Raw genomic sequence first — 18969 nt, forward strand, 5'->3', positions numbered from 1 at the left:
TTATTCGCCAAGGGCGAAGTCGAGTAATACATCGCCCTGGCTAACGGTATCGCCTGCCTGAAAGCGGAAACCTTCCACGCGGCCGTTAGTCGGCGCGGTTATGGTGTGTTCCATCTTCATGGCTTCCATGACCATCAAGGGAATGCCTTTTTCAACGCTCGTACCGGCTTCAACCAATAGCGCTACCACCGTGCCATGCATGGGGGCGGTAAAGCTCGCCTGCACTTCATGCTGGCCGTGATCAATCGCATCGATGCGCTGCCAGTAAAGGCGGGTCTCGCCCTGCGGGTCGACCATGATTAACACATTGCCATCGCGCTGGGCCTGCAGGCGGCGGCGGTGTCCGTTAAGAGTAATCGCCACGGCATTGCCGGTAAGCGGTTGAAGGCTGGCGCTAAAGGTTTGCCCATTAATGGTTAGGTGCCACTCTGAGTCGCCCGGGTGTCGCTTGCCTTCTACTACCACCAGAGGGCTTGCGTCCTCCGATGCCTGAGAATGCTTGGGATCATGCAAGGCAATACGCACCGTGCGCGGCGCGTTAAGCCGAAACCCATCGTGGCGATCCCAGGGCGAGTTGCTTTCGCACTCCTGGGCCAGCTGATGTAACGCCAGTAACGCGGCGCTGGCATACTCTTCAGACTGATAGTGGTGCGCGGCAAACAGGGTGGCCTCGTGGCGCTCGATAAACCGCGTATCCAGCTCTACGTTCTTAAACGCGGGGTGAGTCGCCAGGCGCTGCAAAAAAGCCCGGTTGGTGACCACGCCCTGTATGTCGAGGGCCGCTAGCGCACGGTTAAGCGTAGCCAGGGCGGCATCCCGGTCACTGCCATGCACAATCAGCTTGGCAAGCATGGGGTCGTAGTGCATGGAAACCGTATCACCGCTTTCCACACCGCTATCCAGACGCACCTGCTCGGCTTTCAGGTCGGTACCCGCTAAATCGAGCGCAAAGCGAGTAAGCGTGCCCGTGGCGGGTAAAAAGTCCTGATCAGGGTCTTCGGCATAAAGCCGTGCTTCAAAGCTATGCCCGGTGATCGTTAAATCTTCCTGTGTGTTAGGCAGCGATTCACCCATTGCCACCCGCAGCTGCCACTCGACCAGATCCTGGCCGGTGATCATTTCGGTCACCGGGTGCTCGACCTGCAGGCGGGTGTTCATCTCCATAAAGTAGAACGCCTCGCCTTGGCCTGGCGAAGCATCCAATAGAAACTCAACCGTGCCCGCGCCCACGTAGCCAATTTCCTGAGCGGCACGTACGGCTGCATTACCCATCGCCGCACGTAGTTCCGGCGTCATGCCCGGGGCGGGGGCTTCTTCGAGGACTTTTTGGTGGCGGCGCTGAACACTGCAGTCGCGCTCGAACAGGTACACGCCGTGGCCTTGGTGATCACAAAACACCTGTACTTCCACGTGACGTGGCTGGACCAGGTATTTTTCAATCAGCATACGATCATCGCCGAAGGCGGCTTTAGACTCGCGGCGACAGCCTTCCAACGCCGCCTGAAAGGCCTCGCTATTTTCGACCACGCGCATGCCTTTGCCGCCACCACCGGCGCTGGCTTTGAGCATGACTGGGTAACCGATGTTATCGGCCTCGGCCCGGAGCAGGTCATCATCCTGGTTATCGCCGTGGTAGCCTGGCACCAGCGGCACATCGGCATTAGCCATGCGCGCTTTGGCGGCCGATTTATCCCCCATGGCAGCAATGGCTGACGCGGGCGGTCCGATAAAGGTAATGCCCGCTTCTTCGAGCGCTTTTACAAACGCACCGTTTTCCGAAAGAAAGCCGTAGCCAGGGTGGATGGCGCCACTTCCGGTGCTCTTGGCGGCGTCAATCACCGCCTCGATATTCAAATAGCTTTCCCGCGCAGCGGCGGGGCCAATACGAATGGCTTCATCGGCTTCGCGCACGTGGCGGGCGTTGGCGTCGGCATCGGAATACACGGCAACGGTTTTAAGCCCCATACGGCGTGCGGTGCGCATTACCCGACAGGCAATTTCACCGCGGTTGGCGATCAGCAGCGTGTCAAAATGCGTGGTACGCAGGTTAGATTCAGACGACGTTAGATGGCTCATGAGCGGCGCTCCTTGGCATTGCCGGATAGAGGCGTTTCAGCCCAGGCGGGGCGACGCTTTTCAAAAAATCCAGCCAGACCTTCCTGGCCTTCCTCACTAACCCGCAGTTTGGCGATTACCTGGCAGGTTTGTTCGCGCGTGGCGTCAGAATCAGGCGACTGGCTGACCGTTTGGAGCAGCGCTTTGGTAGCCTGCTGTGCCTGCGGTGAACCAGCGAGCAACGTTTCCAGCATGGCATCTACCGCGCTATCCAGTGCGCTGTGTTCAACGACCTGATGGGCCAGGCCCAGGCTGAGCGCCGTAGACGCATCGATGACTTCAGCGCTCAACGCGTAGCGGCGCATCTGGCGCGCGCCGAGTGCACGCTGCACATAGGGGCTGATGACTGCAGGCGAGAGGCCAATTTTGACTTCTGAAAGGCAGAACCGGGCTTTATCGGAAGCAATAACGATATCGCAGCAGGCGGCCAAACCTACGGCGCCGCCAAAGGCTGCACCTTGAACCCGGCACAGCGTGGGGCAGGGCAGCGTATCCAGGCTGTGCATTAGGGCGGCGAGTTTGCGCGAATCGGCCAGATTGTCGTCAACGTCGTAGTCGACCATGCGCTTCATCCAGTTCAAATCCGCGCCCGCTGAGAAGCTGTTGCCTTCAGAGCCCAGCACCACCACGCGTACCTCACCGCTTTTAATCAGCGGCTGAAGCTTGTCGAGGTGTGCGTTCAGCTCGGCAATTAGCTGGTCATCAAAGGCGTTGTGAACGTCCGGGCGATTAAGGGTTAAGCGGGCAACACCTGCATCTATGGTTAACGTTGAATTCGTCATGATAGGCCCCTTACATCCGGAACACGCCGAAGCGTGTCTCTTCAATCTCAGCATTCATGGCCGCGGCCAGCGCTAAACCCAGCACATCACGGGTTTGTAGCGGGTCGATCACGCCGTCATCCCAGAGCCGGGCACTGGCGTAGTAAGGGTGGCCCTGGTGCTCATACTGTTCGCGGGTTGGCTGCTTGAACGCCTCTTCGGCCTCTTTAGTCCATTCGCTGCCTTCGCGCTCATACTGCTCGCGCTTAACCTGGGCCAGTACGCCGGCGGCCTGCTCGCCACCCATCACGGAAATACGCGCGTTGGGCCACATGAATAGCAGGTTAGGGTCATAAGCGCGGCCGCACATACCGTAGTTGCCCGCCCCGAAGCTTCCGCCAATCAGCACGGTGAACTTGGGCACCTTGGCACACGCCACGGCGGTGACCAGCTTGGCGCCATGCTTGGCGATGCCTTCGTGCTCGTACCTGGAGCCCACCATAAAGCCGGTGATGTTCTGCAGGAAAACCAACGGAATCTTGCGCTGGGCGCACAGCTCAATAAAGTGGGCGCCTTTGACGGCGCTCTCTGAAAACAGCACGCCGTTATTGGCCACAATACCTACTGGGTGGCCATGGATATGCGCAAATCCGGTGACTAAGGTGTCGCCGTAGTAGCGTTTGAATTCATCAAAATCAGAGCCGTCGACGATGCGCCCGATAACTTCGCGAACATCAAAGGGCTTTTTAAGGTCGGTGCCCACAATGCCGTAAAGCTCCAACGGGTCGAGCTTGGGCGGCTCGGGCGCCTGCATGGCAAGCTTGCCGCGCTTTTGCCAGTTCAGGCGCGAGACACAGGCGCGGGCAAGCTGCAGGGCATGCATATCGTTTTCGGCATAATGGTCGGCCACGCCGCTGACTTTGGCATGCACATCAGCGCCGCCCAACGCCTCGGCACTGATGCTTTCACCGGTGGCCGCTTTGACCAGCGGCGGGCCACCCAGAAAGATAGTGCCTTGCTCTTTAACGATGATCGATTCATCGGCCATGGCGGGCACATACGCGCCGCCTGCCGTACAAGAGCCCATCACCACGGCAATTTGCGGGATGCCTTCGGCCGACAGGGTGGCCTGGTTATAGAAAATGCGCCCGAAGTGGTCGCGGTCAGGGAAGACTTCATCCTGACGGGGTAGAAAGGCACCGCCGGAGTCGACCAGATAAAGGCACGGCAGGCGATGCTTGCGGGCGATTTCCTGGGCGCGAATATGTTTTTTGACCGTCAGCGGAAAGTAGGTGCCGCCTTTCACAGTGGCATCGTTGGCCACAATGACGCATTCAACGCCCGAAACGCGCCCAATGCCGGTTACCACACCGGCGGCCGGTACGTCGCTTTCATAGACCTTGTGGGCGGCAAGCGCTGAAAATTCTAAAAAGGGTGAGCCTTCGTCAATCAGGTGATCGATGCGGTCACGCACAAACAGCTTGCCACGGCGCTCATGACGCTCACGAGATTTGGTGCCGCCGCCCTGGGCAACGGCGGCGGTGAGTTCATGTAGCTGGGTAACCACGCCACGCATCGACTGCTCATTGGTCTGGAAGAGCTCGCTACGCGGATTAATCTGAGTGCTGAGAATGCTCATGGCGCGCCTCTACTGGCTTTCGGTGAAGAGTTCGCGGCCAATCAACATCCGCCGAATTTCACTGGTGCCCGCGCCGATTTCATACAGCTTCGCATCGCGCAGCAGGCGCCCGGTGGGGTATTCGTTGATATAACCGTTACCGCCCAACAACTGAATGGAATCGAGCGCTACCTGGGTGGCTTTCTCGGCACAGTAGAGAATGACGCCAGCGGCATCCTTGCGCGAGGTCTGGTCGCGATCACACGCGGCCGCGACGGCATACAGGTAGGCGCGGCAGGCGTTCAGCGTGGTGTACATATCCGCGACTTTGCCCTGCACCAGCTGGAACTCGCCAATCGACTGATTAAACTGTTTGCGCTCATGGATATACGGCATTACGACATCCATAGCGGCCTGCATAATGCCGACCGGCCCGGCAGCCAGCACGGTGCGTTCGTAGTCCAGCCCGCTCATCAATACGCGCACACCTTTGCCTTCTTCGCCCAGCACGTTTTCAGCGGGGACCTCGCAATCCTGAAACACCAGCTCGCAGGTGTTGGAGCCGCGCATGCCCAGCTTGTCGAGCTTCTGCGCCGTGGAAAACCCCGGCATGCCTTTTTCGATCAAGAAAGTGGTAATACCTTTGGAGCCAGCATCTGGATCCGTCTTGGCGTAGACCACCAGCACATCGGCATCGGGGCCGTTGGTGATCCACATTTTGTTGCCGTTTAAAATGTAGTTATCGCCGACTTTTTTAGCCCGCAGCTGCATGGAGACTACATCGGAGCCAGCGCCGGGTTCGGACATGGCTAGCGCGCCGACGTGCTCGCCACTGATCAGTTTGGGCAGATACTTGGCCTTCTGTTCGGCGGAGGCGTTGCGCTTGATCTGGTTCACACACAAGTTGGAGTGCGCGCCGTAAGACAGCGCGACAGAGGCGCTCGCCCGGGAGATTTCTTCCATGGCGATACAGTGGGCAAGGTAGCCCATGCCGCTGCCGCCATCCTCTTCAGACACCGTGATGCCTAAAAGGCCCATGTCGCCAAATTTCTTCCATAAGTCGTTGGGGAATTCATTATTGCGGTCGATTTCCGCGGCGCGCGGGGCAATTTCGTTGGCGGCGAAGGCATTGACCTGCTCGCGCAGCATGTTCATTTCGTCATCAAGACCGAAATTCAGTTCTGAGTAGAGAGAATGCATGGTCAATCACCTGTTTATTAGAAATTGTTGGTTAGAAACGTTTATTGAAAAGATTGTTGGGCAGGTAATGAGGCGCCACTAAATCTTAAGTAGACGATGAAGCCTGATTGCGTTCTTCATCGGCTTGTTTTTCGTGTAACTCCTCAAGCGCCTGGCGGCAGCGAATCTCGGCACTTTCAAGCTCCAGCTGTACCATGGTGATATCTTTCATCTGCTGTTCAAGCGCTGCCCGGCGCTCGCCGATCTTGTTCAACATAAGCTGCAGCTGTTTTTCACTACCGCTGCGGGTCTCATCCCAAAGCTCAAATAATTCTCGGATCTCTGCTAGTGAAAGCCCCAGCCGTTTGCCCCGTAGGGTCAATTTAAGCCGTACTCGATCCTTACTGCTGTAAATGCGTGTTTGGCCCCGTCGTGCCGGGTGAAGCAGTTCCTGATCTTCGTAAAACCGAATGCTACGGGTGGTGACGTCAAACTCGCTGGCCAGTTCACTGATCGAGTAGGTTTTGCTCATGGGTTTAATTCTCTTCAAAAGGGGCTGTTCCTATGGAACACTGCTGATGAGGCTAAAACAAGTTTACGTTAACGTAAAGAAGTCATTGCCTAGGTCAATAGTCTAATAACATGTTATAACTCTATGTAAAATAATCATTTATTGTTTTATTGGCATTTGACGTTATTTTTTGTAGACCAAAGTTGCAATTGTAATTGCCTGCTAGAGGTTGCTAGTTTGCACTTAAACCTTACGTATAGGTAAAGATGCATTACCAGCTAACAATAATAACGAACCTACCTCATTAAAGCGGTAAGGAGCTGGTGAAACGTCAGCACGAGAATCGCTCAGCATAAGAACAACAAGAGGCTTATTGCTCTATGAGTGCAGACAGTACTTCCGCAAACAGTACTTCGACAACAAGCACTTCCCAAGCGCCAGTTCTCGAAACGCGAGGGCTGACAAAAGCGTTCCGTGGCTTTACGGCGGTGGATAACGTTAATCTCAGCGTTCAGGAAGGCCATATTCATGCCCTAATCGGGCCTAACGGTGCCGGTAAGACCACCGTATTTAACTTACTCACCAAGTTTCTTCCCCCCACGCGGGGCGAGATTCTGTATCGCGGTAAACCGATTACCGCGCTTAAATCCAACCAGATTGCCCGGCTGGGTTTAGTGCGTTCATTTCAGATTTCTGCGGTGTTTGCCCATATGACGGCGCTTGAGAACGTACGCGTTGCGCTTCAGCGCCAGCTCGGCACATCCTTTCATTTCTGGAAATCGGAAAAATCCCTGGATCACCTTAACGAGCGTGCCTTGGCACTGCTTGAAGAAGTGGGGCTGCGCGAGTATGCCGACACGTTAACGGTGGAGATGCCCTACGGGCGCAAACGGGCGCTGGAAGTCGCGACGACGCTGGCGCTAGACCCTGTGATGATGCTGCTGGATGAGCCAACCCAGGGCATGGGCGCTGAAGACGTTGACCGCATCGTGGCGCTGATCAAACGCGTTTCCAAAGGGCGGACGGTCCTTATGGTCGAGCACAATCTGAGCGTGGTGAGCCGCCTGTGCGATCAAATCACGGTGCTTGCCCGAGGCGCTGTACTTGCCGAAGGCGATTATCAAAGTGTGTCGCGTAATCCACTGGTGCGTGAGGCGTATATGGGCAGTGACGCCGCTGAACAAGAGAGGGCCAGCGCATGAGTATTGCCGATGCCGCAGCCATTGATACGCAAGCCACCACACCCAGCACCCACGCGCAGTCGCGCGAGATACTTAGGATAAAAGACCTACACGCCTTTTATGGCGAATCGCACATTCTTCACGGGGTGAATGTTGACGTAAAGCAGGGCGAGCTTGTCACCCTGTTAGGCCGCAACGGCGCCGGGCGAAGCACCACGCTCAAGGCCATTATGAACATGGTAGGGCGGCGGACTGGCTCTATCGTCATTAATGGCCAGGAAACGCTGGCGATGAAGCCACACCATATTCCTCGCCTGGGTATTGGCTATTGCCCTGAAGAGCGGGGGATTTTCTCAAGCCTGGATGTCCATGAAAACCTGCTGCTGCCGCCCACGGTCAGTTCGGGCGGCATGAGCCTGGACGATATTTACGCCATGTTTCCCAACTTGTATGAACGGCGCAAAAGTCAGGGAACGCGGCTTTCTGGCGGCGAGCAGCAGATGCTGGCCATGGCGCGTATTTTACGTACCGGCGCACGCCTTTTGCTGCTGGATGAAATTACCGAAGGGCTGGCACCGGTCATTGTGCAAAAACTTGGCGAGGTATTGGTACTGCTCAAGGCCCAGGGAATGACCATTGTGCTGGTAGAGCAGAATTTCCGCTTTGCCGCACCGCTTGCCGACCGCCACTTTGTGATGGATCACGGCCAAATTGTAGAAGAGATTAGCGCGGCACAGCTGCCCGCGCGGCGGGAGCATCTCAATTCGATGTTAGGGGTATAACCAGGTTACGTCGCAACACAACAACAAAGGCTTAAGGGCCAGGAGACGAACATGACGTTGATGAAAAAAACATTGGCTGCCAGCATTGCCGTAGCAGCTGCCTCCAGTATGGCAATAGCGACAGCGCAGGCCGAGATCAGTGACGGCGAAGTACGGATTGGCTACTTGGCCGATATGTCGGGGACCTACCGCGACCTGGCCGGCCCCGGTGGCTTAGCAGCGCTTGAGATGGCGATTGAGGACTTCGGCGGCAGCGTTAATGGCTCGCCCATTGTGGTATTCAGCGCCGACGACCGTAACAGCGCAGACGTCGGTGCCAATACGGTGCGTGAATGGATCGACCAGCGCAACGTGGATATGGTGGCGGGTCTGGTGGCATCCTCCGTCACTATTGCCGTTACCAAAGTGCTCGAAGAGAACAATAGCCTAGGCCTTGTGTCGGGTTCCGCCGCCTCAAGCGTTACCAATGAACACTGCACGCCCAACCATATCCACTGGGTTTACGATACCTACCCGCTGGCCAACGGTACCGCGAAAGCGGTCGTTGAACAGGGCGGCGACAGCTGGTTCTTGCTCACCGCTGATTATGCGTTCGGCCATGCGCTGGAAGCGGATGTCACCAGTGTAGTGGAAGCCAACGGCGGTGAAATTGTGGACGGTGTTCGTCACCCATTCCCTACCAACGATTTTTCCTCGTATATTCTCCAGGCTCAGGGGTCTGGCGCCAAAATTGTCGGCCTGGCCAATGCCGGCGCAGATACGGTTAACGCGATTACCACCGCCAGCCAGTTTGGTTTGACGCAAAGCGGCCAACAGCTGGCGGGCCTGCTGATATTTTTGAATGACGTGCATGCGCTGGGCCTTGAAGCCACCCAAAGCCTGCTGTTAACCACCGGCTGGTACTGGGATATGGACGACCAGGCTCGCGAGTGGTCTGAGCGCTACTTTGAAGAAGTTGGCCGCATGCCCACCATGGTGCAGGCGGGTATCTATTCGAGCACCATGCATTACCTGAAAGCGGTGGAAGCGGCGGGTACCGATGACCCTGAAACCGTGCGTGCCCAGATGGCTGAAGCGCCCATCAATGACTTCTTCGCCCGTAACGGTCGCATCCGCGAAGATGGCCGCATGGTGCACGATATGTACCTGGCGCAGGTGAAAACCCCGGAAGAGTCCACCGGTGAGTGGGATCTTTACGAAATCCTCAGCACCATTCCTGCCGAAGAAGCCTACCGCCCGCTGTCTGAAAGCCAGTGCAAACTGGTACAGAACTAAGCCCCGACTTGGTCATTATTAAGCGTTACCGCTTGGTCGCCGGGTAAGGCGGCTCACGCGGCGAGGAGATTCGTGCTATGACGATGATATTCGGTGTGCCCATGGCGGTGTTCATGGGGCAGCTTACCCTGGGGCTGGTCAACGGTGCGTTTTACGCACTGTTAAGCCTGGGGCTTGCCGTCATTTTTGGCCTTTTAAAAATCGTCAACTTTGCGCATGGTGCCCAGTACATGCTGGGCGCATTTACGGCCCTTTTGGGGTTTCGCTATCTGGGGATTAACTACTGGCTGGCGCTGATTCTGGTGCCGTTGGTGATTGGTGGGCTAGGCATGCTGGTAGAACGTTTTCTACTACGCCGTATTGCCCATTTGGATCACCTATACGGGCTTTTATTAACCTTCGGGCTGGCGCTTATTTTTGAGGGCACGCTGGTTAACTTCTTTGGCGTGTCAGGTGCCCGCTATGCGACGCCTGAAATACTCCAGGGAGGGTTGGATCTGGGCTTTATGTTCCTGCCCACATACCGAGCATGGGTCTTGGTGGCCGCGCTCAGCATGTGCCTGTTTACCTGGTTTATGATCGAGCGCACTCGGCTAGGCGCATACTTGCGCGCGGGTACCGAGAACTCGCAGCTGATGCAGGCATTCGGCGTCAATGTGCCGCTGTTGATCACTCTTACCTATGGCTTTGGCGTAGGGCTGGCGGCATTTGCCGGGGTATTGGCGGCACCGCTTTATCCGGTTTCGCCGACCATGGGGTCAAGTCTTTTGATTGTGGTGTTTGCCGTGGTCGTTATCGGTGGGATGGGGTCAATTCTGGGCGCTATTCTCACCGGGCTAGGGATGGGCATTATTGAAGGGTTAACCAAGGTCTACTATCCGGAAGCTGCCAACACGGTGATTTTCCTGGTAATGATTTTAGTGCTCATGTTGCGCCCAGCAGGGCTGTTCGGGAAGGAGGCATAGCTATGACCGAATCACACACCTTGAAAGTGCCTTCCGTGGTGGCAAAACGCCAGCGCCGGGCCAGCCAGCGTCGCACGCTCTTCTATATTGCACTGATAGTGGTGGGATTGGTGGCGCCGTTTCTGGCTTACCCCGTTTTCTTGATGAAAATACTCTGCTTTGCGCTGTTTGCCTGCGCCTTCAACCTGCTGCTGGGTTACGCCGGGTTGCTGTCGTTTGGTCATGCGGCGTTTTTGGCAACCGGTGGCTATGTAACGGGGTATTTGCTGGCAAGCTACCCGGGGCTTACTCCTGAGCTTGGAATTATTGCCGGTACGCTAGTGGCAACACTGCTAGGCGTGCTGTTCGGCGTGTTGTCTATTCGCCGCCAAGGCATCTACTTTGCCATGGTGACGCTGGCGCTGGCGCAGCTGATGTTCTTTGTGTTTATCCAGGCACCGTTTACCGGTGGAGAAGATGGCCTGCACGGCGTGCCGCGGGGCAATCTGTTTGGGTTTATCAGCCTGAGCAATAACCTGACGATGTACTACTTTGTGTTTGCGGTTTTTCTGTTGGGGTATGCGCTTATCCAGCGCACCGTACATTCGCCGTTTGGCCAAGTACTTAAAGCCATTCGTGAGAACGAGCCGCGGGCCATTTCGCTGGGTTACAACGTGGATGCCTATAAGCTGGTGGCGTTTGTTATCTCCGCGGCGTTGGCGGGGCTTGCTGGTTCAACCAAAACCGTGGTGTTCCAGTTGGCGTCCCTTACCGATGCCCACTGGCATATGTCGGGCGAGGTCATCCTGATGACGCTGTTAGGCGGGGTGGGCACGTTGCTGGGGCCGGTCATGGGCGCCGGGCTGGTTGTCAGCTTGCAGCATATTCTGTCCCAGTCGCCGCTGGGTAACTGGGTGAGCGTGTTGCTGGGGCTGATCTTTGTGGTCTGCGTACTAAGCTTTCGAAGCGGTATCGTGGGGGCGCTTAGCAATATGTATCGTAAAAACTTCAAGTAACTTCAGGCGGTGTAAAGCCGCGCTGTTTTGGTTGAGCAGGCCTTTGAATAGGGCGCCCTTGAGGTGCCTTTTTTGTACATATAAACGTGCCACTCTACACCGAAGGTCGAGGGCGCCAAATGGTTGCGCAGCACTGGCTTAGGCGATAAGTTAACGTAAACGTCAATTACAACGACAACATCTAATGTGTGCGCACATTAGCGGAGATTGGCCATGAACTTTGAGTTGAGTGAAGACCAGGTAGCCTTTGCCGATATGGCGCGAGCCTTCGCCCAAAATGAGCTTGAGCCCCATGCTGCAAAATGGGACGCCGAAGCTATTTTTCCCGTAGACGTTATTCGTAAGGCTGGCGAGCTGGGCTTCTGCTCGCTTTACGCGCCGGAAAGCGTCGGAGGGCTTGGTCTCTCACGGCTGGATGCCAGCATTATCTTCGAGCAGCTTGCAATGGGCTGTACCTCCACCACGGCGTATCTCACCATCCATAACATGGTGACCTGGATGCTCGCGGACTTCGGCCAGCCAGAGGCGGTTAAGCAGTGGGGCGCAAAGCTTGCGACCGGCGAGCTGCTGGGGTCGTACTGTTTAACAGAGCCCAATGCGGGCTCCGATGCGGCCTCGCTTAAAACCTCGGCCAGGCGTGAGGGCGATGCGTATGTACTCAACGGCAGCAAAATATTTATTTCTGGCGCGGGCAGCACCGATTTTCTGGTGGTGATGGCGCGTACCGGTAGCGAAGGCGCGGGTGGAGTCTCGGCATTTGCAGTAGATGCCAAGGCCGAAGGCATCAGCTATGGGCGCAAGGAAGACAAGATGGGTTGGAACAGCCAGCCCACCCGAATGATTACCTTTGAAGACGTGCGCGTGCCCGCGAATCATCTGCTGGGTAACGAAGGCGATGGCTTTAAAATTGCCATGAAGGGGCTGGACGGTGGACGAATCAATATCGCCACCTGTTCTATTGGCACCGCCCAGCAGGCGCTGAATAAAGCGCGTGATTACCTGCTGGAACGCCAGCAGTTCGGCAAGCGTTTAGCGGATTTTCAAGCGTTACAATTTCGCCTGGCGGATATGGTCACCGAGCTGGTCGCCGCCCGCCAACTGGTGAGAATGGCCGCGACCAAACTGGATGCCGGTCATGCTGACGCTACCACCTACTGCGCCATGGCCAAGCGCTTTGCCACCGATGTAGGCTTTAAAGTATGCGATGAGGCGCTACAGCTTTATGGCGGCAATGGCTACATTAAGGAGTACCCCATGGAACGCTATGTGCGCGATACCCGCGTACACCGCATTCTGGAAGGCACCAATGAAATCATGCGCCTGATCATTTCGCGCCGGGTACTCGCCGAAGGTGCCGCTGAGCTGTAAAAAAACAGGGTTGCCGACATGATCGCGGTCGCCATTCGAGTCGATACGTAAGGATGCTGAATGAGTAGCGTACTGTTTACCGAACACGCCACCCAGGACGGCCACACGGTGGTTGAAATCAAGCTTAACGCTGAGCGTTCGCTCAACGCGTTAACGCTGGACATGATCGACGCCATTCTGCCGCAGCTGGATGCCTGGGAGGCGGACGAGCGGGTTGTCGCCATACTGCTGGATAGCGCTGGTGAAAAAGCCTTTTGCGCCGGTGGCGATGTGGTCACGCTGTATAAAGCGATTAACGGGGAAGCTGACCCGAGCTTTCCCGAGCGCTTTTTTGAAAGAGAGTACCGCCTGGATTATCGGCTGCACACTTACCGCAAACCAATTATTTGCTGGGGCAGCGGCATTGTAATGGGCGGCGGTATGGGCCTGCTCAGCGCCAGTAGCCATCGTGTGGTGACTGAAACCTCTCGGCTGGCCATGCCGGAAGTGACGATTGGCCTTTATCCGGATGTGGGTGCCAGCTGGTTTTTAAACCGTCTGCCGAACGGCATGGGGCGTTTTCTGGCCATGACCGGCGCGCAGATCAATGCATCAGATGCCCTTTACCTGGGCCTTGCCGACCGTGGCATTGCCAGCCATCGCCGGGAAGAATTGCTTCAGCAACTGACCAGTGCCACTTGGGGAAGCGGTGAAAAGACCGATGCCCACGGCGTGGTCAATCAAGCGCTGCGCGAGCTTGAACAAGCCTCTAAAGCAGAGTTTGCCGCGCTGGAAACCCCCATACAACACTTCGCGCCATTAATACGCGAGCTGATGGACCACGATACCATCGAGCAAAGGGTGGCCGCCGTTCTGGCGGTAGAAAGCGAGGATAAATGGTTCAGCAAAGCGCAAAAGACGCTGGCGCATGGTAGTCCTGTCTCCATTCGGCTTATCCATGAGCAGCTAACGCGTGCCAAGCACATGTCGCTTGCTGAGGTGTTCCAGGCAGAGCTGGCGCTTTCTGTGCAGTGCTGTCGCCACCGGGAGTTTCCAGAAGGCGTACGCGCATTACTGGTGGATAAAGATGGCTTGCCAGGCTGGACGTATTCAGCGGTAGGGGAAGTGGAAGATCACTTTATGGATGCGCTGTTAGCATCGCCGTGGCCCGATAGCCCACTCGCGGACCTGAAGTAAGTAAGCCGTACCGCCGGGGTGCTAAAACGGACACTGCCAACATTTCATGATCAACGGTTATTACCAGCAGCTCGTTACTCGCCGTTTGTTATTAGCTGCTTTTATTAACTGTTTGTTATTAACCGTTTGTTATTAACAACAAGGACAATCGTTATGGCTACTGTGGCATTTATTGGTTTAGGCAATATGGGTGGCCCGATGGCGGCTAACCTGGCGAAAGAGGGGTATACCGTGCGTGCGTATGACCTTTCTGAACAAGCGCTTGAAGCCGCTAAAGATCACGGCTGTGAAGTGGCAGGCTCGGCGCGTGAAGCCGCCGCCGAGGCTGACTTTGTTATCTCCATGTTGCCTGCAGGCAAGCACGTGAAGGCGCTTTACGTTGATGGCGATGAGGCGTTGTTCGAGGTGACCAAACCAGGCGCTTTGGTGATTGACTGCTCCACCATTGATGCCGACACGGCGCGCAGCGTCGCGGCCATTGGCGAACAGCGCGGGATCGACTTTGTCGATGCTCCGGTATCGGGCGGGGTTAGCGGTGCGCTGGCGGGTACGCTGACGTTTATTGTCGGCGGGTCAAAGGCCCAGTTTGAAAAAGTGACGCCTGTGCTAGGCGTAATGGGCAGAAACATTTTCCACGCGGGCGACCATGGGGCAGGGCAAGTGGCCAAGGCGTGTAACAACATGCTGCTTTCGGTGTTGATGGCGGGTACCTGCGAAGCGATCAACATGGGCGTCAAAAATGGCCTCGACCCTGCGGTGCTTTCTGACATTATGCGAAAAAGCTCCGGCGGCAACTGGGTGCTCAATGTTTACAACCCCTACCCAGGCGTAATGGAGAACGTACCCGCTGCCAACGCGTATCAGGGCGGGTTCCTGGTGGACCTGATGATGAAAGACTTGGGCCTTGCCATGGATATCAGCCAGCAAAGCGCTTCCCCCGTGCCGATGGGTTCCGCCGCCCGCACGCTGTTTACTCAGCACAAGGCAAACGGCAACGGCCAGCTCGACTTCTCAAGCCTGATACAGTTCTATCAGGATAAAGAGGGTGAGGGGTGAAGCCGCCCCCGCACCCAAGCTACCTTTATCTCATGGCGTGATCAGGTAAACTCTTAAAAAACCAACCAATAAGGAACATTATGATTACGCTTTGGGGCCGCGATAACTCTACCAATGTTAAAAAAGTGCGCTGGGTGCTTAACGAGCTGGAAGTGCCGTTTGAACAAATTCAGGCGGGGCTCCAGTTCGGGGTCAACAACACACCCGAATACCAGGCCATGAACCCCAATGGGTTGGTGCCGTTACTCAAGGACGACGCCACCGACAGCCTGTTGTGGGAATCCAACACCATCATCCGCTACCTGGCCGCGCAGTATGGTCAAGGCAATTTGTGGATTGAGCAGCCTGCCAAGCGCGCCCAGGCAGAAAAATGGATGGACTGGGCCAACAGCACGCTTTCCCCTGCGCACCGAGTAATTTTAATGGGCTATGTGAGAACGCCCGAAGCGCAGCGCGATAACGCCGCCATTGAAGCAGGCATGCAAGCCTGTGAAAAGCTGTTTGAACTGCTGGATAACGCACTCGCCAACCAGGCATGGTTTTCAGGCGAAGCGTTTGGCCTGGGCGACATTGCCGTTGCGCCCTTCGTTTATAACCTTTGGAATATCGGCCTCACCTGGCAACCGCGCCCCCACTTGGAACGCTGGTATCAGCAGCTAACCGAGCGCCCCGTGTTCCGCGACGTGGTAATGATCCCGGTTACCTAAACCGCCTCATACGAATAGCCGCACCCTTCGCGGGTGCGCTAACGCTTACACCGCGCTACAAAATCTGAAATATGTGAAATTTCAAACCTGTAGCGCGTAGTAACAAGTAGCGAGCGCAGCGAGAAACGCGACACCCGCAGCGGCGGCCCGGCGCGAAAGGGCGGCGCAGCCGCCCCAACTCGAATTGGCTAAAAACTCGCCTCCAACACCGTCAATTCACCGTTCAGCCTCTGCAACACTTCACAATCTATCCCACGCCGCTCGGCACACTCAATCAACTATAAAATCTGAAATATGCGAAATTTCAAACCTGTAGCGCGTGGTAACAAGTAGCGAGCGCAGCGAGAAACGCGGCACCCGCGAAAGGGCGGCGAAGCCGCCCCAAGCCCGAGCAAGCCTAAAACCCCGCCTCCAACACCGCCAACTCACCATCCAGCCCGAGCAACACTTCACAACCCATCCCATGCCGTTCGCCACTCTCAATCAACGGCCCCAAAATCGCTCCACGCTCGGTAAGCCGCTTACCCTCTACATCCTGCAACATCGATGCCTTGTTATTTGCCGTCTTCTCAATAACATTCCACACCAACGCCAACCACGCATCCAAACCGCTACCACCATCGGGCGCTTGAATACCTTCGGCCACCATAATCGCCGCCACTGCCTCAACAACCGCCTCAACACGGCCTGCGTAAGCAGCGCCACGCAACTCGCCATTACGAATCCCATTTAACGCCACCAACGGATTAATCGCCGCATTCACCGCCAGCTTCTGCCACAGGCAGCTGCGAATATCATCCACTGCCGTGGCCGAAAGCCCGGCTTGGCTAAGCCGATGCGCTAACTGCTGTGCCAGCGCACCTTGGCGATTTTCCAGGTCCCCGACAAACGTATGCCCACGCCCCGCATGTACCACGCCATCATCATCGTTGAGATATGCGCCTTCCGTCGTGGTCGCACACAACACCGGCCCCGGCCAACGTTCAGTCAGCCTCGGCTGAGCCAACAAACCGTTCTGCCACAATACCAGTGGGGTAGTTGCGGGAATAACGCCCGCCACGCTTTCCAGCGCCGCTTCAGCAGCCATCGCCTTGGTAGTGATATGTACAAAAGCGGGCGGCGCTGGCGTATTGGCTACTAGTTGCGAGGTGGTTATCACGTTTAAATGCTGGCTACGCAGCTTACCTTCGGGCGACGTTATCGTTTGCTGCTCAGGCAGTGTGCGACGGCCGATTAATGTGACCTCAGCTTGAGGAGAGAGCGAATGAGCTAACAGGCGGCCTATGGCACCTGGGCCGAGAATCCAGTGTGAGGTCATCAGGTACGTACTCAGTAGCAGTGTTGTCGCTCAGCTTAGCTTGTTTGCTATAAGGAAATGAAGGTGAGTGAGAAGCGGGGTTATGTAAGGCTAATTTCTAGTGACGTGAGGACGTGCAATCTGCTAGCGTTAGGGCTAATTAGATTTGGTCCTTGTGGCGTGTTGAGTGGGTTAATTGTGGTTTTTTGATGCTGCAGTGAATAGCTGCTGACTGCCTGCTTTCGACCCTGAGCGGACGTGCGCGAAAAGGCAGCGAGCGTGCCGACACATAAACATTCATAGCAGTTATATATCTGCTGAACGCTTTTAGATGATGAGGCTGAGGACGAGGATTGAATGGATATAGAAGCTAAGCTAGTGGATATTTTCAGAAGCCGTTCAGCTGGGCCTTTTCTCTTTTTGGGCTCTGGTTTCTCAAGAAGATATTTGGGGCTGGAGGACTGGAATGGGTTGCTTAGCAAATTCTGTGTGGCTGGAAAACCATTCGAGTACTACTTATCTTCTGCGAACGGTAACTATCCAAAAGTAGCAGCCTTATTGGCTAAAGATTTTAATGAATATTGGTGGTCTGCGCCAGAATATGTGCAGAATGTCCAGCGCTACAAATCAAAAATTCAGGATGAGACCTCCGCCCTAAGGATTGAGGTTTGTAATTATTTGTCAACTCTGGATCAATCTAAAGCAAAGGAGTCAGTGCATTCAGAAGAAGTTAAGTTGTTGGCAAACTTGAACGTAGATGGCGTTATTACAACGAATTGGGATATGTTTATTGAGCAGCTTTTTCCAGACTATAAAACATATATAGGCCAAGAGGAACTGCTATTTTCAAACCCACAAGAAATAGGTGAAATTTATAAAATTCACGGGTGTTCAACTAGCTCAAGTTCATTAGTTTTAACAGATTATGACTATGAGTCTTTCAATAATAAGAATACGTACTTAGCAGCTAAGCTGATAACTTTATTTGTTGAACATCCTGTGGTATTTATTGGATATTCTATTTCAGATGAAAATATCAGCAGCTTGCTTAAGGCTATATCTGGCTGTATTGGGCAGGATAATATCGAGCAGTTGAGAAGGAATTTGATATTTGTACAAAGACTCTCTGATAGAGAAGATCCTAATATATCAGATACTTATTTAACTATTGACGGGATACAAATACCTTTGGTATTAGTTAAAACAAATGATTTTTTGCCAGTTTATAAAGCTATACACTCTACCAAAAGAAAAATTCCTGCTAGGGTTCTGAGATACTGTAAAGAGCAGTTGTACGAGTTGGTTCAATCAGCTGAGCCAGAGAAGAAGATTTGTGTCGTTGATATTGATGAGATAGAAACAAAAGACGATGTTGAATTTTTAGTAGGTGTTGGCGTTGCTCAACAAGAAATGGTGGGGCCTTCACCAATTGGCTATGCCAGCATAAACACTAATGATTTATTTGAAGACTTGCTACATGAGGACAAGGCTTACGATTGTGAACAGATTCTTAATACTGTAGCCCCTAAGGTCTGTAAGTCAACACCTAATGTACCTGTATTCATGTATTTGAGAAAAGCGGGAATTAATAACGATAAAGATTATAGAGAAAGTGGTTACAGTTTGGATAAGGTTGTCTACCGCGACTTAAAAAAATTGAGGGTTGTTTCATACAAAAAACCCTTCTTTAGAAACTATCGTCACATGGATATGGGGCAAATTATTGAGGCTTGCACTCCTGAAAACGCTGCGGCCTATATTCCTTTTCTTAGCTCAGAAAAAATAAATGTAGAAATTCTTCACCAGTTTTTAGTCGAGAATGAAGAGAAGTTTTATTACGAGATATCAAGCTATGCAAGTAGCTTTAGAAAGCTCGCTGCTCTTTATGACAGGTTGAAATGGGGGTGGGACGTTCCGTGAGTCAATACAGTTGGCCGTTAAAAGGTGGCACGCGATTCCTTCGTGTTAGCGGATTACGATAGA

General features: G+C 54.6%; 16 protein-coding genes. 10 read left to right on the plus strand and 6 right to left on the minus strand.

Going from position 1 to position 18969, the window contains the following annotated elements:
* The 5 genes from ACT3TC_RS01950 to ACT3TC_RS01970 form a co-directional block, all read right to left on the minus strand.
* Complete coding sequence (locus ACT3TC_RS01950) at positions 1 to 2076, minus strand: acetyl/propionyl/methylcrotonyl-CoA carboxylase subunit alpha (protein WP_444638918.1); 2076 nt, start codon at positions 2074 to 2076, stop codon at positions 1 to 3.
* Entirely contained in the window at positions 2073 to 2897 is an 825-nt protein-coding gene (locus ACT3TC_RS01955) for an enoyl-CoA hydratase/isomerase family protein (RefSeq protein ID WP_172116427.1), read from the minus strand. The genes ACT3TC_RS01950 and ACT3TC_RS01955 overlap by 4 nt, the downstream gene beginning before the upstream one ends.
* 10 nt (positions 2898 to 2907) lie before the next feature.
* A complete protein-coding gene (locus tag ACT3TC_RS01960; protein WP_172116428.1) occupies positions 2908 to 4515 on the minus strand; it encodes a carboxyl transferase domain-containing protein in 1608 nt (535 codons plus the stop codon).
* 9 nt (positions 4516 to 4524) lie between these two features.
* Positions 4525 to 5694 (minus strand): isovaleryl-CoA dehydrogenase, encoded by a 1170-nt coding sequence (locus ACT3TC_RS01965; protein WP_172116429.1) that lies wholly within the window; start codon positions 5692 to 5694, stop codon positions 4525 to 4527.
* Positions 5695 to 5779: 85 nt separating this feature from the next.
* Positions 5780 to 6205, minus strand: coding sequence for a MerR family transcriptional regulator (locus tag ACT3TC_RS01970; RefSeq protein ID WP_172116430.1), 426 nt, complete (start codon positions 6203 to 6205; stop codon positions 5780 to 5782).
* Between the two features lie 359 nt (positions 6206 to 6564).
* Between ACT3TC_RS01970 and ACT3TC_RS01975 the strand changes: the two genes are divergently transcribed.
* From ACT3TC_RS01975 to ACT3TC_RS02015, 9 genes are all read left to right on the plus strand, one after another.
* Positions 6565 to 7386, plus strand: a complete 822-nt coding sequence (locus ACT3TC_RS01975; RefSeq protein ID WP_172116431.1) for an ABC transporter ATP-binding protein — start codon at positions 6565 to 6567, stop codon at positions 7384 to 7386.
* Positions 7383 to 8147, plus strand: coding sequence for an ABC transporter ATP-binding protein (locus ACT3TC_RS01980; RefSeq protein ID WP_216657930.1), 765 nt, complete (start codon positions 7383 to 7385; stop codon positions 8145 to 8147). The genes ACT3TC_RS01975 and ACT3TC_RS01980 overlap by 4 nt, the downstream gene beginning before the upstream one ends.
* 51 nt (positions 8148 to 8198) lie before the next feature.
* A complete protein-coding gene (locus tag ACT3TC_RS01985; protein WP_172116432.1) occupies positions 8199 to 9422 on the plus strand; it encodes an ABC transporter substrate-binding protein in 1224 nt (407 codons plus the stop codon).
* A 77-nt stretch (positions 9423 to 9499) separates the two neighbouring features.
* Positions 9500 to 10387, plus strand: a complete 888-nt coding sequence (locus ACT3TC_RS01990; protein WP_172116433.1) for a branched-chain amino acid ABC transporter permease — start codon at positions 9500 to 9502, stop codon at positions 10385 to 10387.
* A gap of 2 nt (positions 10388 to 10389) precedes the next feature.
* Positions 10390 to 11382, plus strand: coding sequence for a branched-chain amino acid ABC transporter permease (locus tag ACT3TC_RS01995; RefSeq protein WP_172116434.1), 993 nt, complete (start codon positions 10390 to 10392; stop codon positions 11380 to 11382).
* A 213-nt stretch (positions 11383 to 11595) separates the two neighbouring features.
* On the plus strand, positions 11596 to 12750 hold the full coding sequence (locus ACT3TC_RS02000) for an acyl-CoA dehydrogenase family protein (protein WP_444638919.1): 1155 nt from the start codon (positions 11596 to 11598) through the stop codon (positions 12748 to 12750).
* 60 nt (positions 12751 to 12810) lie between these two features.
* A complete protein-coding gene (locus ACT3TC_RS02005) occupies positions 12811 to 13926 on the plus strand; it encodes an enoyl-CoA hydratase/isomerase family protein (RefSeq protein WP_444638920.1) in 1116 nt (371 codons plus the stop codon).
* 153 nt (positions 13927 to 14079) lie between these two features.
* Positions 14080 to 14982, plus strand: coding sequence for a 3-hydroxyisobutyrate dehydrogenase (gene mmsB, locus ACT3TC_RS02010; RefSeq protein WP_172116437.1), 903 nt, complete (start codon positions 14080 to 14082; stop codon positions 14980 to 14982).
* Between the two features lie 80 nt (positions 14983 to 15062).
* A complete protein-coding gene (locus ACT3TC_RS02015) occupies positions 15063 to 15689 on the plus strand; it encodes a glutathione S-transferase family protein (protein ID WP_172116438.1) in 627 nt (208 codons plus the stop codon).
* Between the two features lie 397 nt (positions 15690 to 16086).
* Here the strand turns inward: ACT3TC_RS02015 and ACT3TC_RS02020 are convergent, their stop codons facing one another.
* Positions 16087 to 17007: a ketopantoate reductase family protein gene (locus ACT3TC_RS02020; protein WP_444638921.1), complete on the minus strand. Its 921-nt coding sequence runs from the start codon at positions 17005 to 17007 to the stop codon at positions 16087 to 16089.
* A 336-nt stretch (positions 17008 to 17343) separates the two neighbouring features.
* Here ACT3TC_RS02020 and ACT3TC_RS02025 point away from each other — a divergent pair, with 336 nt between their 5' ends.
* The gene (locus tag ACT3TC_RS02025) at positions 17344 to 18906 is read left to right on the plus strand and encodes an SIR2 family protein (RefSeq protein WP_444638922.1); all 1563 of its coding nucleotides are present in this window, start codon (positions 17344 to 17346) and stop codon (positions 18904 to 18906) included.
* Positions 18907 to 18969: the final 63 nt, after the last annotated feature.

It is taken from the genome of Halomonas sp. AOP27-A1-41 (assembly GCF_052378605.1).
Lineage (GTDB): Bacteria > Pseudomonadota > Gammaproteobacteria > Pseudomonadales > Halomonadaceae > Vreelandella > Vreelandella citrativorans.